Here is a 15546-nt window from a genome sequence, read left to right on the forward strand (position 1 = left end):
TAGTTAAATTATCGAAGTTAGCTAAAGATAATATTCACAAGTTGGTATGTAATATCCTTTTTGTAAATATTGATGAAAAAAAAATGTAATTAAAAATCTTTAAAAACTTATGAAAAAATTTTTATTAACAGCAATTATGCTTGTTGGCCTTTCGGCCGTTTCTAAGGCTCAACAGGGGCGAGTGGGGATTAACACAACCACACCTGCCGCAACTTTAGACGTAGCAGCAAATACTACGGATAATACAAGACCTGATGCCTTACTAGTCCCTCGTATGACAGCTGCAGAGCTTAGTGCAAAAGATGATGCTACGCCAACTTCTGCCTATGCTACAGCTCAAAATGGTGCTTTAGTGTACATTACTTCCGGTACAGGAACAGGTGCAAGAAAAGTGAAAATTACAGGTCCTGGATTCTATTATTTTGATAATTCAGTTCCTGAATGGAAACCTGTAGGTGGGGGTGCAGCCACAACCAATGCATATACTAACGTTACACAATCAACTACTATTAACAAGAATGAATCAATGTTGGTAACTACGAATGTATCTATTGCAGCTCCTGCAGTAGCGACTTCAGTGGCCGGAGATAAATTCAGAATTGTTGATGCTACAGGTGGTGCTGGATTTAGTGTTACTGGTGTTCACTCTAGTACAACTACTTCTCCAGCCGTATCAGGTTCGGCATTAGAGTATACTTTCATTAGCGGTGCATGGTATTGCACAAGTTTATAATTTTAAATAATATTAAAATGAACACAAATAAAAAAATTTCTGCTCTTGTGTTATTAGCCGTTGGTATTTTTTCTAATGCACAGATCAAAACAAATAATACAATTAACGCTACAATAGGCGGAGAGTCAGTTTACTTGGATGCTTCAAGTTTCCCTGCATCAAACAACTTAGGAAAAGGTTTATCTGTTCCAAGAACAAACTTAACTACATTCACATTTGTTACACCAGTAACTAATGCGTTGAAATTTCCTACAGCTTATGATGGTATGATCGTATATAACTCTGTTGCTGGTACTACTCCTGCTACAGGTTCTGGTATAGGTAGTCAAACTGTAGCTGTTGGTTTCTACTATTTTAGTAATCCTACTCCAACACCTGCGTTCTCTTCAGTATCAGGTCGTTGGTTGCCATTAGGAGGTAATACAAAAGAAAATATTCTTACAACTGAAACAATTACAAATAGACAAATTAATAATGCTCAGGTATATGGTATAAAAGGTACTTTTGCCGCTACTGGTTCTTCTACTGCAGTAACAATTACAGCACCAGCTGGAATGACTGCACTGTATGGGATTACTATATATAAAGCAGGTTCTAGTACTGTATTTTCCAGAGATTTATATTCATACGACCCAGCTACGGGTGCTGCAGTTACAGGTTCTCCAAGTATGTCTGTAGTGTATCCAAATGGAAACTATGAATACGTATTAGAATATTTGAAATAAAAAAAAATAATTTAATTACATCATAAAAACCAATGAGAAATCATTGGTTTTTTACTTTTAAGAGACTTGCTTTCATTTTTTTTCGGGTAATAAATCATCCTTTTAAATGACTGATATCAAATATTTGTTGAACAATTGATCACTCTATCAGTTTTAACAAAATAAAAAGGTGTTAAAAATTAGTTCAGGAATGGAGCTTTATAGGGTTGAGGGACTTCTATCAGACTATTTTTTTGAAATCTGATTTTAAGATATTTATTCTTTATGATGGGTTTTTCTAATCAATCCTTAACATTGTTGTTTTTGTTAATGTATTGATTTTCAGATTATTTTGAAATTGTGAATTTTAAATTATGCAGGAATTAGTTAATTATGTTAACTTTTAAAGCGTTTTTTTAACACTTTTTAACACTATAGTCTAAAACCCCTATTCATAGGAGCTTACAAGGCTACTTAACATTTATTTAATGTTTTGTTAACTGTTTTTAACATATGAAGTAGGGTTTTATAAAGATTCCTGATACTTTTGCTCTGTCAAAAACCAATAAAAAGTTCAAAATGATGAAAAGATTCATTCTCGTAATCATAATGATGATTTCAACCTTAGGTGTTTATTCTTTTACGAGTAATGCCTTAGATGCGAAAAAAACAAGTTATGCATCGTACTACCACGATAAATTTAACGGTAGAAAAACTGCTAGCGGAGAAATCTTTGATAACGCAAAGTTTACTGCAGCAAACAGAACGCTTCCATTTGGAACAAACGTTAAGGTTACAAACCTTAAAAATGGTAAAGAGGTAATAGTGAGAATTAATGATAGAGGACCTTACCATTCATCAAGATCTTTAGATATGTCTAAAGCTGCGTTCGATGAGATTGGAGATATCAGTCATGGTACAATTCCGGTCGAATATGAAATTGTCGATTAATTTTATGATTTAAATTAAAAAAAAGCCAGCTGATTCAGCTGGCTTTTTGTATGGATCAATATCTCGTTTATTATACATCCAATTCCAATAAAGCAGGACAATGATCAGAATGTACCGCTTCCTTTAAAATAACGGCTCTGCTGAGCTTATCTTTTAAACTATAGGAAGTGAAGTTATAATCCAGTCTCCAACCTTTATTTCTAGCCCTTGAATTTTGTCTGTAACTCCACCATGTATAATTGTCAGGATCATTATTGAAAAATCTGAAACTGTCTATCAGTTCACATTCATTCATAAAATTGGTCATCCATTCTCTTTCCATAGGAAGAAACCCTGAAACATTCTTTAAGCCATCAGGATTGTGAATATCGATGGCTTCGTGGCAAATATTAAAATCACCGGATATAATCAGATTAGGAATTTCTTTCTTTAAATTTTTGATATATTCCAGGAAATCATGGCAGAACTGCATTTTAAAATCAAGTCTCTCAATATTAGATGCAGAAGGAACATATACCGAAATAGCAGAAAACCCGTCAAAATCCGCACGGATGATTCTTCCTTCATTATCATAGCTTTCTATACCGCAGCCGTATTCTATATGATTGGGTTTGATTTTTGAGGCAATTCCGACCCCGCTGTAGCCTTTTTTTACTGCGGAATGCCAATAACTGTGATATCCTAATTTTTCAAGACTTTCAATATCTATCTGGTCATTTCCAGCCTTACTCTCCTGAATACAGATAATATCCGGATCGGCACTCTTCAGCCAACCCAAAAAATCTTTCGTAAAAGCGGCTCTGATTCCATTGACATTGTAGGTGATTAATCTCATAAACAAGTGTAATTTTTTTCAAATGTAAGGAAATAAAAAAGCCGGTTTTGAATTTCAAAACCGACTTTTATCTTTTTAGTAAGAGATTTTATTTTTTAAAAACTGTTTTACCGTCTTTTGTCAACTCAATTTCTTCACCTTTTCCTCTAAGCTCATAATGGTCATTTTTATACCAGATCCCAGATGCAGGCTTTTGCCCCTGTAATTCAATCGTTTCTTTGTTAAAGACTACTGTAGCAGTATTTTTAGTGTTATTGAACGTCATATCCAATGTTTTTCCACTACTGTCTTTTGATGTACTTTTTACAATTTCATCTTGAGTACCGGAAACTGCTGCTGAATCAGATGGCTTTGATGCAATGCTGTCTACAGAAGCCGAAGCAGAATCTGTTACTTTCTTTTCTTTATTGCATGAAGTCAAAAATAATGCGGCTAATGCTGCCGTGATAAAAATGTGTTTTTTCATAAGTTTATATTTATTTATGGATGTCTTTCAGTATGCAAAACGAATGCCTTAAAAAAAGAAAGCGGAAAAAATCGAATGATTTTTTCCGCTTTAAACCCAAAATTAAATAAACTATGAAAAAAACTACTTGGGTTCTAAAATACTGATAGGAATGATACACTCTTCAAGTGAAATTCCACCATGTTGGTAAGTTTCTTTATAGTAATTAACAAAGTGATTGTAATTCTTAGGATAAGCCAGGAATATATTGTTCTTAGCAAAAATATATTTTGAGCTTAAGTTTCCTTTTGGAAGGAAAAGTTTCTCAGGATTGGTAATTGCCCATACATCACTGTCATCATACGTCAAACTTTTACCTGTTTTATATCTGATATTAGTAGATGTTTCTCTGTCACCCACCACTTTACTTGGCTTTTTCACATAGATGGTTCCGTGGTCTGTAGTGATCACCAGTTTGTATCCATTTTCTGCCGCTGTTTTGATGATCTTCAAAAGTGAAGAGTTTTCAAACCAGTTGAAGGTAAGAGAACGGAATGTTTTATCATCACGGATCAGCTGATCTACGATATGGTTGTCTGTTTTCGCGTGTGAAAGAATATCGATAAAGTTATAGACGATCACCAAAAGATCATTGTTTTTATGCTGATTGAAATCATCATAGATCTTTCTTTCAAAATCAGCATTCAGTACTTTAAGATACTTCATCGATTTTGATCCCAAACCTATTCTCTTCATCTGATCTTCTAGAAAATCACGCTCGAATTCATTTTTGTTTCCTTCTTCATTATCATTAAACCATTTGTCAGGGAAACGTTTTTCAATCTCAGACGGCATTAATCCCGCAAAGAAAGAGTTTCTTGCATATTGTGTAGCCGTAGGAAGGATGCTGTAGTAATAGTCTTCCGATATTTTATTGTAGTATTTTGTAAACAAAGGCTCAATAACTTTCCACTGGTCATAACGAAGATTGTCTACCATCAGCAAAAGAACCTTTTCTTTTTCAACTTCCGGTTTTACTTTTTCCTTGAAAAGGGTATGGCTCATCAGAGGCTTGTCGGAATCAATAAGCCAGTCTGCGTAATTTTTCTCAATAAACTTAGAAAACTGAATATTAGCTTCCTCTTTTTGAGACTGCAGAAGATCTGCAAACTCATTATCTGCTACCTTATCAAATTTGATCTCCCAGCTAAGGATTTTTTTATAATATTCTGCCCATTCCTGATACGTTCTCAGATAAGAAAGTTCCATAGAAAGGTTTCTGAATTCCTGCTGGTACTGTAAAATCGTTTTTTGTTCAACCAGATTATCCTCCTGAAGATTTTTCTTTAATGAAAGTAAAATCTGGTTAGGATTTACAGGTTTTAATATATAATCGGCAATCTGCGAACCGATAGCCTCTTCCATAATGTGTTCCTCTTCACTTTTGGTAACCATTACAATCTTTAAGGAGTTATCTTTTTCCTTAATCATAGGAATGGCTTCCAGTCCGGAAATACCGGGCATATTTTCATCAATTAACGTTAAAGCAAATTTCTCTGAATCCATAAGTTCCAAAGCCTCATTCACATTATTTACAGGAGTTACCTGGTAACCCTTTTTTTCTAAAAATACGATATGAGGTTTAAGTAAATCTATTTCATCATCGATCCATAATATCTTTTCTGACATAATTTATTTTTTACATGGTTATTCTATCAAAATGTTGACCAATTCCTTTTAAAATCTCACAAAATCGAGAGATTAAAAGTTAAATAATAGTTAAATGAAAATCCGTTTAGATATTTCACTATTTAGCTTTATTTAATCGGTACTTTTTATATACTCCAAAGCTCTTTCCAGAACTTCATCTTTTTATTTTTAAGCCCTTCCACACTAGGTTTTACAAGAATATCAGGAATAATGCCTATTCTTTGCGTTTCTCTGCCATCAGGATAATAAGCACCAAGACCTGTAAATCGGGTGTCAAGATCTGCTAATGTAAACATGATGACATCCCCGTTGGCACCCGAAGTATTACTGCCAATGATTTTAGCTTTCGGATGTTGTTTCAACATCATTGTTGTGGTCTCTGCCTGGCTCTGGGTACTCTCATCTACTAGAACGATTACATTTCCTTTATAGTATTCAGGATTCTTTCTGCCCGTAACATTTTTTCTGCTGTAAAATTTGCCAGGATAGCCAGCGTCAGGAAAAGTGAACTGATAATAAACGGAAGGCTCCGGAAGCATCAGATAACTTAAAGGGATAATGGTTTGTTTGGGATAATTTCTAAGATCAAAGATAATGGATGTTGCAGATTTTAAATTGCCGTACATTTCATCCAGATCTTCCTTTTCTATAATTCCCATGTCGACATACCCGATTGTCTCTTCCTCGTCAATGAATTTCCATTTTTTGGGTGCTTTATTTTTCTCGTGAATAATGTCTTTGAGAAAATACGTTTTGGTTTTAATTTCCAGATTTTGTCCCTCTCTTTCAATCTTTACAGAAATAGAATCGCTGTTGCTGAAAAGAAGCTTATCCTTTATTTTATTAACCTTTCCCCAGGAATTGGACGCCGGAATATATTTTCCCAAGCTGTTGATCATTTGCGGAATCGTTTTACCTTCAATATCATAAATCACATCTCCTGCTTGCAAAGGATTTTTATTTCTGGGTCTTGTGGCATTGATTTTTGTAACCACTAGTTTTCCTTCAGCGTAGGAAAAGTCTACAGGCACTTTTCGGCTTCCGTATAAATTATTCTGAATTTCTTTTGAAGAAAGATAGGCATGCGAATCATCTGTTTTGGTGACCAGTTCAGCTAATATTAAATGATAATTTTCGGTATTGTCTACCCCAAGAAACTTAGGGATCATTTCTGTAAGAACGTCATTCCAGTTTTGATCGGTTTCATATTTATAAGGAAAAAAGTACTCTATATAATTCCAGTACCTGAATAATTCTAATAGATTAATTGTCTTGGAAGTGAATCTTGAACCATATGACTTCTCATTTCTGAAATATATTTTTCTCCCCCATTTCCCGAAATAATGATTATCTCCAAGATTCCGGTTATTTTCAATATCATGAAGTTTCTGAGAGAGTTCTTTGGAGAAAACAAGAGAATTATCCATCCAGCTCACATCAAAATTTTTAAGAAAATACACTTTACTATCTTTTATTGAGCACTCTTTACATGGTGGAACTTCTCCAAGACTTTTGATCCAGTCGGTATAAAGATTATTTAAAGACTTCTTATCATTAATATATTCAAGTTCATTAATTTTCTGGAAAAGCTGTTCGTCCCAATTCAGGCTTCCTTTTGCTACATAAGGATGGTAATATTTAAGAAATCCCCAAACTCTGCAGAGGGATTCCAGTTTTTGTCTCTCGGATACAATTTGTGCGGAAAAATTTAAACTTAAAAATAATAAAAGAAAAAGAGAGGAGTTTCTCATTAAGAGTGGGCGTGTTTTCTCTCAAAGATAATCCTTTAATACAACAGATGCAAAAGGTTTTCAAGAAAATACTAAACTAAATATAAAAGTGAGCCATAGAGATTTTTATCCCGTTGATATGAGGGTATTATTGGTGGAAAATATTAGTGTTATCAGAGTTTAATCCCCATATTTTAATGGTAATTTAATAAAAGCCTAAATTTTAAAATGCCTAACTTTGTTTACTAATATTGACGTCTCAATGCAGAATAAGCTAAAAATTATCAACGATCCTGTTCATGGATTTATCAAAATTCCACACGAAATTTTATTTGACATCATTGAGCATCCTTACTTTCAAAGGTTAAGAAGAATCGGACAGACCGGGCTTTTGAATCTGATATTTCCAGGTGCTACCCATACAAGATTTCATCATGCTCTGGGAGCAATGCATCTGATGTTTACAGCTTTGGAAACGTTGAAACAGAAAGGAGTGAAGATTTCTGAGGAAGAGGAGAAAGGAGCGATGTTGGCTATTCTGATGCATGATATTGGTCATGGTCCGTTTTCCCATGCGCTGGAAAGTATGCTGATGGATGACTGGCACCATGAAAATCTTTCTTTATTGTTAATGAATAAGCTGAATGAGGAGTTTGGCGGGCAATTGTCTATGGCAATTGAGATGTTTCAGGGAAAATATCATAGAAAATTTTTCAATCAACTGATTTCTTCCCAGCTGGATGTAGACCGTTTGGATTATCTGAAAAGAGACAGTTTTTTTACCGGAGTATCAGAGGGAAATATTAATACACAGAGAATTATTTCCATGATGAATGTGTGTGAAGAAGGTGAGCTGGTGATTGATGCAAAAGGAATTTATTCAATTGAAAATTTTCTGACAGCCAGAATGTTTATGTACTGGCAGGTCTATTATCATAAAACTTCAGCGTTAGCAGAATTTCTTTTGGTTAAAATTCTGGAAAGAGCAAAATATCTGATTTCTACAGGGATTGAGCTTCCTGCAACGGAGAATTTAAAATACTTTTTGTACCGCGGAAAGAGCGCTGCAACGGATGAAGATATAGAAAGATTTACCAAACTTGATGATAATGATGTGATTCAGGCGATGAAAGAATGGCAAAACTCGGATGATTTTATTTTGTCTTACTGGTGTCAATGTGTCATTCAGAGAAACTTACCTAAAACAATTATTTCATCACATCCATTTAGCAAGGAAGTGATTGATGAAAAAATAAAAAATATCAATGAATTTTTCAAAATTGATAATGGGAATGAACTGGTTCATGAAATAAAAAGAAAATTATTGCCCTATCACGCAGAAAAGCAGCCAATCTATTTACTTCATAAAAATGGTAAGAGAACAAGGCTTCATGAGTCAGAAGATCAGCTTTTATCGGGGTTGATGATAAATAAAACAACCCGCTATATCCTTATGTTTCCAAGAGATATGTCATGGCTAGACTCTTAAATAATATTAAAATTTACGATCTGAAACCAAAAAATGTTTGCAAATTATAGAATTTCTTATCTTTGCAGAATATGGAATTTACAGCTTCGCAAATTGCAAGTTTTATTGACGGAAAAATAATAGGTGACGAGAATGCACTTATTACAGGGGTTTCACCAATTGAAAATGGGGAATCAGGACATCTTTCTTTTATAGCACAAGATAGATTTTCTCATTTTTTGGATACCTCAAAATGCTCTGTTATCATCATTTCGGAAAAACTTCTGGAAAAAAATAATTACAACTCTACCTTAATCATAGTAAAAGATGCTTATCTTTCTTTTCAGGTTCTGATGAATTTATATCAGGAAATGCAGGGAAGAAAAGAAGGTATTGAAGATGGTTCATCCATTCACGATACAGCTGTGATAGGAGATAAAGCCTATATCGGAGCATTTACTTATGTTTCTGAGAAAGCCAAAATCGGGGAGGGTTCACAGATCTATCCACATGTATATATAGGAAAAGGAGTGAAAATTGGTAAAAACTGTAAGATAGACAGTGGTGCCAGAATTTACGACTACTGTATCATTGGAGACAATTGTGTGATTCATTCTAATACGGTAATTGGAGGTGACGGTTTTGGTTTTCAGCCAACAGCCGAAGGTTTCAAGAAAATACCGCAGCTTGGAAATGTAATTATTGAAGATGATGTAGAAATCGGCTCAAACTGTAGTATAGACAGAGCAACAATAGGTTCAACTGTTATAGGAAAAGGAACCAAAATTGATAACCTGATCCAGATTGCTCACAATGTGAAAATTGGTCAGAACAATGTTATTGCTGCACAGGCAGGAATTGCAGGTTCTACCATAATAGGGGATTGGAACCAGATCGGAGGTCAGGTAGGAATTGTCGGACATATCAAAATAGGAAGTCAAGTGAAAATTCAGGCCCAGAGTGGTGTGAATTCAAGCGTTAATGATAAAGAAACATTGTATGGTTCACCTGCAATCAGTTACAATGACTATTTGAGAAGCTATGTTCATTTCAGGAATTTACCTAGAATAGTAAACAGAATAAATAATCTTGAGAATAACTCAAAAGATAATACTAATGAGTGATATGCAAAAAACACTTCAGCAAGAGGTAACTCTTTCTGGAATTGGCCTTCATACTGGTAAAGAAGTAAAATTGACCATTAAACCTGCAAAAGAAAATACAGGTTTTGTATTTGTAAGAACAGACTTGGAGGGACATCCTCAGGTAGAAGCAGATGTAAATTATGTTGTAGCAACAGAAAGAGGAACTACATTAGAAAAATTAGGGGTAAAGATTACTACATGCGAACACCTATTAGCAGCCCTTGTGGGTTGTGATATTGATAACGCAGTTTTAGAAATGGATGCCTCTGAGCCACCAATTTTGGATGGATCTTCAAAATACTTTGTTGAAGCGATAGAAAGTGTTGGGGTTGCAGAACAGAGCGTAGCAAGAGAATATCTTGTTGTAAAAGAAGTTCTTACATACAGTGATCCGGCTACTGGTTCGGAAATCACAATCATTCCTTCAGATACTTACGAAGTAACAACAATGGTAGATTTTGGGACTAAAGTATTAGGTACTCAGAATGCTACTCTTAAAAATATTTCAGAATTTAAAGACGAAATCTCATCAGCAAGAACTTTTAGCTTCCTGCATGAATTGGAAATGCTTTTAGATCACGGTTTGATCAAAGGTGGAGATATTTCCAATGCCATTGTATATGTAGATAAAGATCTTACTCCTGAAACTACAGAAAAATTAAAGAAAGCCTTTGGAAAAGACAATGTATCGATCAGACCAAACGGTATTCTTGACAATCTTAATTTAAATTATCCTAACGAAGCTGCAAGACACAAATTACTGGATGTAATCGGTGATCTTGCTTTGGCAGGAGTGAAAATAAAAGGTAAGGTTATTGCCAACAAACCGGGACACTATGTGAATACTCAGTTTGCGAAAAAATTAAATCGTCAGTGGAAATTGCAGAAAAAGAAAAACGTTCCAGATTTTGATCTGACAAAAGAACCCGTATTCGATATCAACGGAATTATGAAGCTTATGCCTCACAGACCTCCGTTCTTATTAATCGATAAGATTCTTGAACTTTCAGACTCTCACGTAGTGGGACTGAAAAATGTGACAATGAATGAGCCATTCTTCGTTGGACACTTCCCTAAAGAACCTGTTATGCCTGGAGTTCTTCAGGTAGAAGCATTAGCACAGACAGGAGGTATCTTGGTACTGGCAAGCGTTCCAGATCCAGAAAACTATTCTACGTATTTCATCAAAATTGATAAGGTGAAATTCAAAAGAAAAGTAATTCCTGGAGATACGCTTATATTCAAAATCGAATTGATCGAGCCTATCAGAAGAGGGATTGTTCATATGCAGGGGTATGGATATGTAGGAGATGCAGTGGCAGTAGAAGCAGAGCTTATGGCTCAAGTTGCAAAAAATAAAGTTGATTAAATGATTCATCAATTAGCAGCCGTAGATAAACGTGCGAAAATCAGCAAAAATGTAATTGTAGAACCGTTTACTACAATTGCCGGAGACGTGGAAATCGGAGAAGGAACATGGATTGGTCCTAATGTTACCATCATGGATGGTGCAAGGATAGGGAAAAATTGTAGAATTTTCCCTGGGACTGTAATCTCTGCAATTCCTCAGGATCTGAAATTTGATGGTGAAGATACCCAGGTAATTATCGGTGACGAAACTACAATCAGGGAATGTGTTACCGTAAACAGAGGCACAAAAGCTTTAGGATATACTAAAATAGGTGCCAACTGTCTTATTATGGCTACTACACACATTGCACATGATTGTGTAATAGGAGATCACGTTATCATTGTAAACGGTTGTGGTATTGCAGGACATGTCGAGATTGGAGACTACACTGTAATGGGAGGATTATCTGCTGTACACCAATTTGGTAAAATCGGGAAACATGTAATGATTTCCGGAGGTACTTTGGTAAGAAAAGATATTCCACCTTACGTAAAGGTAGCAAGAGAGCCCATGTCTTATGCAGGAATCAATTCTGTTGGTTTACGAAGAAGAGGATTTACCAATGAGAAAATTTTTGAAATCCAGAAAATCTACAGAGCGATCTTCCAAATGAAAATGAACGTTTCTCAGGCTATTTCCCACATTGAAAAAGAAATGCTTCCAACAGCCGAAAGAGATGAGATCTTACAATTTATTCAAAACTCACCAAGAGGTATTGTAAAAGGATACGGAACAAGCAAAGAGAGCAATTAAACAATAAAAACACAAACACAAACACATTTATGAAAAAAATAATTTTAACAATTGCCCTTTCGTTATCTGCTATTGTGTTTGGACAGCAAACAGAAAAGCCTGAAACCGAAAAAAAGGAAAAACCTTTTACTATAGAAAGAAAACTTTCCGAAGTATCTAATGATAGTATTGCAAAAAATAACTTAAATAGTATTTGGAAACAGAAAAATACAGGAAGTTCAATTTTAGGAACAACCGATCAGTATAAAACTGACCTTCAGATGAATGTAAACAGATTAAATAATAATGTGAATACGTTCAATAACAATACATTTAACAGGTTGACACCTCAAGGGCAAGGCATACAGTTGAATAAAAGAAAATAAATATTTACAAAATTAATGGCAACAAGTAACGATATCAGAAAAGGTCTTTGCATTGAATATAGCAATGACATTTTTAAAGTAATTGAGTTTCTTCACGTAAAACCAGGAAAAGGTCCTGCTTTCGTAAGAACAAAACTGAAATCAGTAACCAATGGAAAAGTTCTTGATAATACTTTTTCTGCAGGACATAAAATTGATGAAGTGAAAGTAATCACAAGAAAGTTCCAGTATCTTTACGATGATGAGAACGGTTTCCACTTCATGAATAACGATGATTTTTCTCAGTTATATTTAAATAAAGAAATGATTGAAAACTCAAACTTGATGAAAGCAGGTGAAGAGGTGACAATCATTTTGAAAGAAGCTGATGAAACTCCACTTTCTGCTGAACTTCCACAGTCAGTATATCTGGATGTAATTGAAGCTGATCCGGGAGTAAAAGGAAATACTGCAACAAATGCTCTTAAAAACGCTATCGTTGAAACAGGAGCAAGAGTAATGGTTCCTTTATTCATTGAACCGGGAGACAAAATTAAAGTAAGCACTGAAGACGGCAGCTACTTAGAAAGAGTGAAATAATAAATACAATTTACATAAATTCGGTTTGCATCAGCAGTCCGAATTTTGTTTTATAAAAATCTATTGTTATGAGATTCCATTCTCCGCAAAAGCTTAAAACGATTGCAGATTTAATAGGCTCAAAATTTGTGGGCCCAGAAGACTTTGAAATACTAGGGACCAATGAAATTCACATGGTAAAACCAGGTGATATTGTTTTTGTGAACCATCCCAAATATTACGACAAAGCATTAAACTCTGCAGCCACTATTATTTTAATTGATAAAGAAGTAGAATGCCCGGAAGGCAAAGCACTTTTAGTGTCTGATGATCCATTCAGAGACTTTAATAAAATCAATACTCATTTTACCAGAATATATAATTTCACAGAAGAACTTCATGATGTTGAAATAGGAGAGGGAACAAAGATTCACCATTCTGCAGTGATAGGAAACAATGTGAAAATCGGAAAAAACACCCTTATTTTCCCAAATGTTGTGATCGGAGATCGTACCGAAATCGGCGATAATGTTGTTATCCAGTCCAACACTGTTTTAGGAGGTGATGCTTTTTATTACAGAAAATTAAATGGAAACTTTGACCGTCTGATTTCTGTAGGAAATGTGATCATTGAAAACAATGTAGAAATCGGAAATGGCTGTACCATTGATAGAGGAGTTACAGACTCTACGATCATTGGAGAAGGCTCTGTTTTGGACAACCAGATTCAGATCGGACATGATACTGTTATCGGAAAAAAATGCCTTATTGCTTCTCAGGTAGGAATCGCAGGATGCTGTATCATTGGAGATGAGGTGACATTATGGGGACAGGTAGGAATCGCTTCCGGGAACAAAATAGAAGCAGGATCTGTGATTTTGGGAAAAACAGGAGTGAACAGAGATCTTGAAAAAGGAACCTATATTGGGATGTTTGCAGAAGATTTCAAGACTTATCTAAAAAAGAAGTAAAACTGAGAAATCTCAAATAAACAATTCCAAAGGTTTTATCCAAAATCAAAGAAATTTGAGTAAATTTGTGAGCATTAATAAAATAATAAATAAATTAAAACAACAATAAAATGTCAATTTTAGTAAACAAAGATTCTAAAGTAATTGTACAAGGATTTACAGGGAACGAAGGAACTTTCCACGCTGGTCAAATGATTGAATACGGAACCAATGTAGTAGGTGGTGTTACTCCAGGAAAAGGAGGTAGCGAGCACTTAGGAAAACCTGTATTTAATACTGTGGCTGATGCTGTTGAAAAAGCAGGAGCAAATGTAAGTATCATTTTTGTACCACCGGCATTCGCAGCAGACGCTATCATGGAAGCTGCTGAAGCAGGAATCAAAGTAATTGTATGTATTACTGAAGGTATTCCTGTAGCTGATATGGTAAAAGTAAAATCTTATATCGCAGACAGAGACTGCAGATTAATCGGACCAAACTGCCCTGGAATCATTACTTCTGAAGAAGCTAAAATTGGTATTATGCCAGGTTTCGTTTTCAAAAAAGGGAAAGTAGGGATCGTTTCAAAATCAGGTACCCTTACTTACGAAGCTGCTGACCAGGTAGTAAGAGCAGGTTACGGTATTTCTACTGCTATCGGTATCGGTGGTGACCCAATCATTGGAACAACGACAAGAGAAGCATTAGAATTATTCATCAACGACCCTGAAACAGAAGCTGTTGTAATGATTGGTGAAATCGGTGGAGGTCTTGAAGCTGAAGCTGCAAGATGGTACAAAGCAAGCGGATCTACTAAGCCGGTTGTAGGGTTCATCGCTGGACAAACAGCTCCTAAAGGAAGAACAATGGGACACGCAGGTGCTATCGTAGGTGGTGATGAAGATACAGCTCAGGCTAAAATGGAAATCATGAGAGAAAACGGTATCAATGTAGTAGATTCTCCAGCTGATATCGGTGCTACTGTAGCGAAAATTCTAGGATAACATAAATCACAACATATGAAAAAACTTTTATTAGCCTCAGCTTTGACTCTTTCCGCATTATCCTTTGCACAAGTGCAGTGGAATAATACAAGATTCGGTCTTACAGCAGGTTTAAACTACTCAAGAGTAGCAAATGCCCACAATCCCTCTGGCCCAAGATATACCTTTCAAGGTGGAGCTTTGGCTTTGATCCCCGTAGGGAGGGCAAATCAATTCTTTATACAACCCGAAGTTCTGTACTATGGTGCAGGAGAAACCGGGAAAGATAAGGACGCTAAAGGAAAAGATGGTTATGATGCAGTATATGCAAACAACTATCTGAGTGTGCCTCTTTATTTTAAAGGATACTTTTCAGAAGCTGAATCGGAATTCTTTGGAATGATTGGACCTAGATTTAACTTTTTGGTAAGTCAGGATGTTAAGAATGCCCCAATAGGTAGACCTTACTATGATCCGGATGTTACCGATCCTTCACAACCAGCCGGTGTAAACGGTAAAGCGAAAAGCTTTAACTGGGGACTTGGTCTAGGAGTAGGATATAGCTATAAGAGACAACTTGAAGTAGCTTTAAAATATGATTTAGGACTTTCTGACACTTACCCTGGTCTTGTAAAAGAAAAAGGAGGTAGTGATAAGAAAAAATCAGAGCAGGTAATAGCACTTACTTTAAGCTATATATTCAAATAGAATATTTCAAATATAAAAAATCCCGGAAAGTAAATTTCCGGGATTTTTTTGTTTATATATTTTTATTGCAAAACCGATTAAGGTAGAAAAGCAAATG

16 protein-coding genes are annotated in these 15546 nt (G+C 35.2%); 12 read left to right on the forward strand and 4 right to left on the reverse strand.

Translation table 11 applies throughout. The features are described from left to right. Nucleotides 1-109: 109 nt before the first annotated feature. From LF886_RS06780 to LF886_RS06790, 3 genes are all read left to right on the forward strand, one after another. Nucleotides 110-733: a hypothetical protein gene (locus LF886_RS06780; RefSeq protein WP_236853445.1), complete on the forward strand. Its 624-nt coding sequence runs from the start codon at nt 110-112 to the stop codon at nt 731-733. Between the two features lie 17 nt (nt 734-750). After that, nucleotides 751-1458: a hypothetical protein gene (locus tag LF886_RS06785; protein ID WP_236853447.1), complete on the forward strand. Its 708-nt coding sequence runs from the start codon at nt 751-753 to the stop codon at nt 1456-1458. A gap of 558 nt (nt 1459-2016) precedes the next feature. Then, nucleotides 2017-2388, forward strand: coding sequence for a septal ring lytic transglycosylase RlpA family protein (locus tag LF886_RS06790; RefSeq protein ID WP_103233777.1), 372 nt, complete (start codon nt 2017-2019; stop codon nt 2386-2388). Nucleotides 2389-2458: 70 nt separating this feature from the next. Here the strand turns inward: LF886_RS06790 and LF886_RS06795 are convergent, their stop codons facing one another. The 4 genes from LF886_RS06795 to LF886_RS06810 form a co-directional block, all read right to left on the reverse strand. Beyond that, the gene (locus tag LF886_RS06795) at nt 2459-3223 is read right to left on the reverse strand and encodes an exodeoxyribonuclease III (protein WP_236853448.1); all 765 of its coding nucleotides are present in this window, start codon (nt 3221-3223) and stop codon (nt 2459-2461) included. Nucleotides 3224-3311: 88 nt separating this feature from the next. Continuing rightward, entirely contained in the window at nt 3312-3689 is a 378-nt protein-coding gene (locus LF886_RS06800; RefSeq protein ID WP_236853450.1) for an MliC family protein, read from the reverse strand. Nucleotides 3690-3812: 123 nt separating this feature from the next. Beyond that, on the reverse strand, nt 3813-5357 hold the full coding sequence (locus tag LF886_RS06805) for a bifunctional response regulator/alkaline phosphatase family protein (protein ID WP_103233780.1): 1545 nt from the start codon (nt 5355-5357) through the stop codon (nt 3813-3815). 146 nt (nt 5358-5503) lie between these two features. Then, a complete protein-coding gene (locus tag LF886_RS06810; RefSeq protein WP_236853452.1) occupies nt 5504-7129 on the reverse strand; it encodes a S41 family peptidase in 1626 nt (541 codons plus the stop codon). 241 nt (nt 7130-7370) lie between these two features. Between LF886_RS06810 and LF886_RS06815 the strand changes: the two genes are divergently transcribed. The 9 genes from LF886_RS06815 (at nt 7371) to LF886_RS06855 (ending at nt 15449) form a co-directional block, all read left to right on the forward strand. Next, complete coding sequence (locus tag LF886_RS06815; RefSeq protein ID WP_124534337.1) at nt 7371-8597, forward strand: HD domain-containing protein; 1227 nt, start codon at nt 7371-7373, stop codon at nt 8595-8597. A gap of 71 nt (nt 8598-8668) precedes the next feature. Continuing rightward, complete coding sequence (lpxD, locus tag LF886_RS06820; protein ID WP_236853454.1) at nt 8669-9700, forward strand: UDP-3-O-(3-hydroxymyristoyl)glucosamine N-acyltransferase; 1032 nt, start codon at nt 8669-8671, stop codon at nt 9698-9700. Beyond that, a complete protein-coding gene (locus LF886_RS06825) occupies nt 9693-11090 on the forward strand; it encodes a bifunctional UDP-3-O-[3-hydroxymyristoyl] N-acetylglucosamine deacetylase/3-hydroxyacyl-ACP dehydratase (RefSeq protein WP_103231670.1) in 1398 nt (465 codons plus the stop codon). Before lpxD ends, LF886_RS06825 begins: the two co-directional genes overlap by 8 nt. Then, the gene (gene lpxA, locus LF886_RS06830) at nt 11091-11885 is read left to right on the forward strand and encodes an acyl-ACP--UDP-N-acetylglucosamine O-acyltransferase (protein WP_103231671.1); all 795 of its coding nucleotides are present in this window, start codon (nt 11091-11093) and stop codon (nt 11883-11885) included. It abuts the gene before it with no gap. Between the two features lie 29 nt (nt 11886-11914). After that, nucleotides 11915-12250, forward strand: coding sequence for a hypothetical protein (locus LF886_RS06835; protein WP_236853456.1), 336 nt, complete (start codon nt 11915-11917; stop codon nt 12248-12250). Nucleotides 12251-12265: 15 nt separating this feature from the next. Further along, a complete protein-coding gene (gene efp, locus LF886_RS06840) occupies nt 12266-12829 on the forward strand; it encodes an elongation factor P (protein WP_076352561.1) in 564 nt (187 codons plus the stop codon). Nucleotides 12830-12897: 68 nt separating this feature from the next. Beyond that, the gene (locus tag LF886_RS06845) at nt 12898-13779 is read left to right on the forward strand and encodes an LpxD N-terminal domain-containing protein (RefSeq protein ID WP_236853458.1); all 882 of its coding nucleotides are present in this window, start codon (nt 12898-12900) and stop codon (nt 13777-13779) included. A 110-nt stretch (nt 13780-13889) separates the two neighbouring features. After that, the gene (sucD, locus tag LF886_RS06850; RefSeq protein ID WP_077419253.1) at nt 13890-14762 is read left to right on the forward strand and encodes a succinate--CoA ligase subunit alpha; all 873 of its coding nucleotides are present in this window, start codon (nt 13890-13892) and stop codon (nt 14760-14762) included. A gap of 15 nt (nt 14763-14777) precedes the next feature. Beyond that, nucleotides 14778-15449, forward strand: coding sequence for a porin family protein (locus LF886_RS06855; RefSeq protein WP_236853460.1), 672 nt, complete (start codon nt 14778-14780; stop codon nt 15447-15449). The last annotated feature ends 97 nt before the right edge of the window (nt 15450-15546 follow it).

Source organism: Chryseobacterium sp. MEBOG07 (genome assembly GCF_021869745.1).
Classification (GTDB): Bacteria; Bacteroidota; Bacteroidia; order Flavobacteriales; family Weeksellaceae; genus Chryseobacterium; species Chryseobacterium viscerum.

Coding starts and splice junctions, on each gene's coding strand:
- LF886_RS06780 (WP_236853445.1), top strand. CDS start 110: ATGAAAAAATTTTTATTAACAGCAATTATGCTTGTTGGCCTTTCGGCC.
- LF886_RS06785 (WP_236853447.1), top strand. CDS start 751: ATGAACACAAATAAAAAAATTTCTGCTCTTGTGTTATTAGCCGTTGGT.
- LF886_RS06790 (WP_103233777.1), top strand. CDS start 2,017: ATGATGAAAAGATTCATTCTCGTAATCATAATGATGATTTCAACCTTA.
- LF886_RS06795 (WP_236853448.1), bottom strand. CDS start 3,223: ATGAGATTAATCACCTACAATGTCAATGGAATCAGAGCCGCTTTTACG.
- LF886_RS06800 (WP_236853450.1), bottom strand. CDS start 3,689: ATGAAAAAACACATTTTTATCACGGCAGCATTAGCCGCATTATTTTTG.
- LF886_RS06805 (WP_103233780.1), bottom strand. CDS start 5,357: ATGTCAGAAAAGATATTATGGATCGATGATGAAATAGATTTACTTAAA.
- LF886_RS06810 (WP_236853452.1), bottom strand. CDS start 7,129: ATGAGAAACTCCTCTCTTTTTCTTTTATTATTTTTAAGTTTAAATTTT.
- LF886_RS06815 (WP_124534337.1), top strand. CDS start 7,371: ATGCAGAATAAGCTAAAAATTATCAACGATCCTGTTCATGGATTTATC.
- lpxD (WP_236853454.1), top strand. CDS start 8,669: ATGGAATTTACAGCTTCGCAAATTGCAAGTTTTATTGACGGAAAAATA.
- LF886_RS06825 (WP_103231670.1), top strand. CDS start 9,693: ATGAGTGATATGCAAAAAACACTTCAGCAAGAGGTAACTCTTTCTGGA.
- lpxA (WP_103231671.1), top strand. CDS start 11,091: ATGATTCATCAATTAGCAGCCGTAGATAAACGTGCGAAAATCAGCAAA.
- LF886_RS06835 (WP_236853456.1), top strand. CDS start 11,915: ATGAAAAAAATAATTTTAACAATTGCCCTTTCGTTATCTGCTATTGTG.
- efp (WP_076352561.1), top strand. CDS start 12,266: ATGGCAACAAGTAACGATATCAGAAAAGGTCTTTGCATTGAATATAGC.
- LF886_RS06845 (WP_236853458.1), top strand. CDS start 12,898: ATGAGATTCCATTCTCCGCAAAAGCTTAAAACGATTGCAGATTTAATA.
- sucD (WP_077419253.1), top strand. CDS start 13,890: ATGTCAATTTTAGTAAACAAAGATTCTAAAGTAATTGTACAAGGATTT.
- LF886_RS06855 (WP_236853460.1), top strand. CDS start 14,778: ATGAAAAAACTTTTATTAGCCTCAGCTTTGACTCTTTCCGCATTATCC.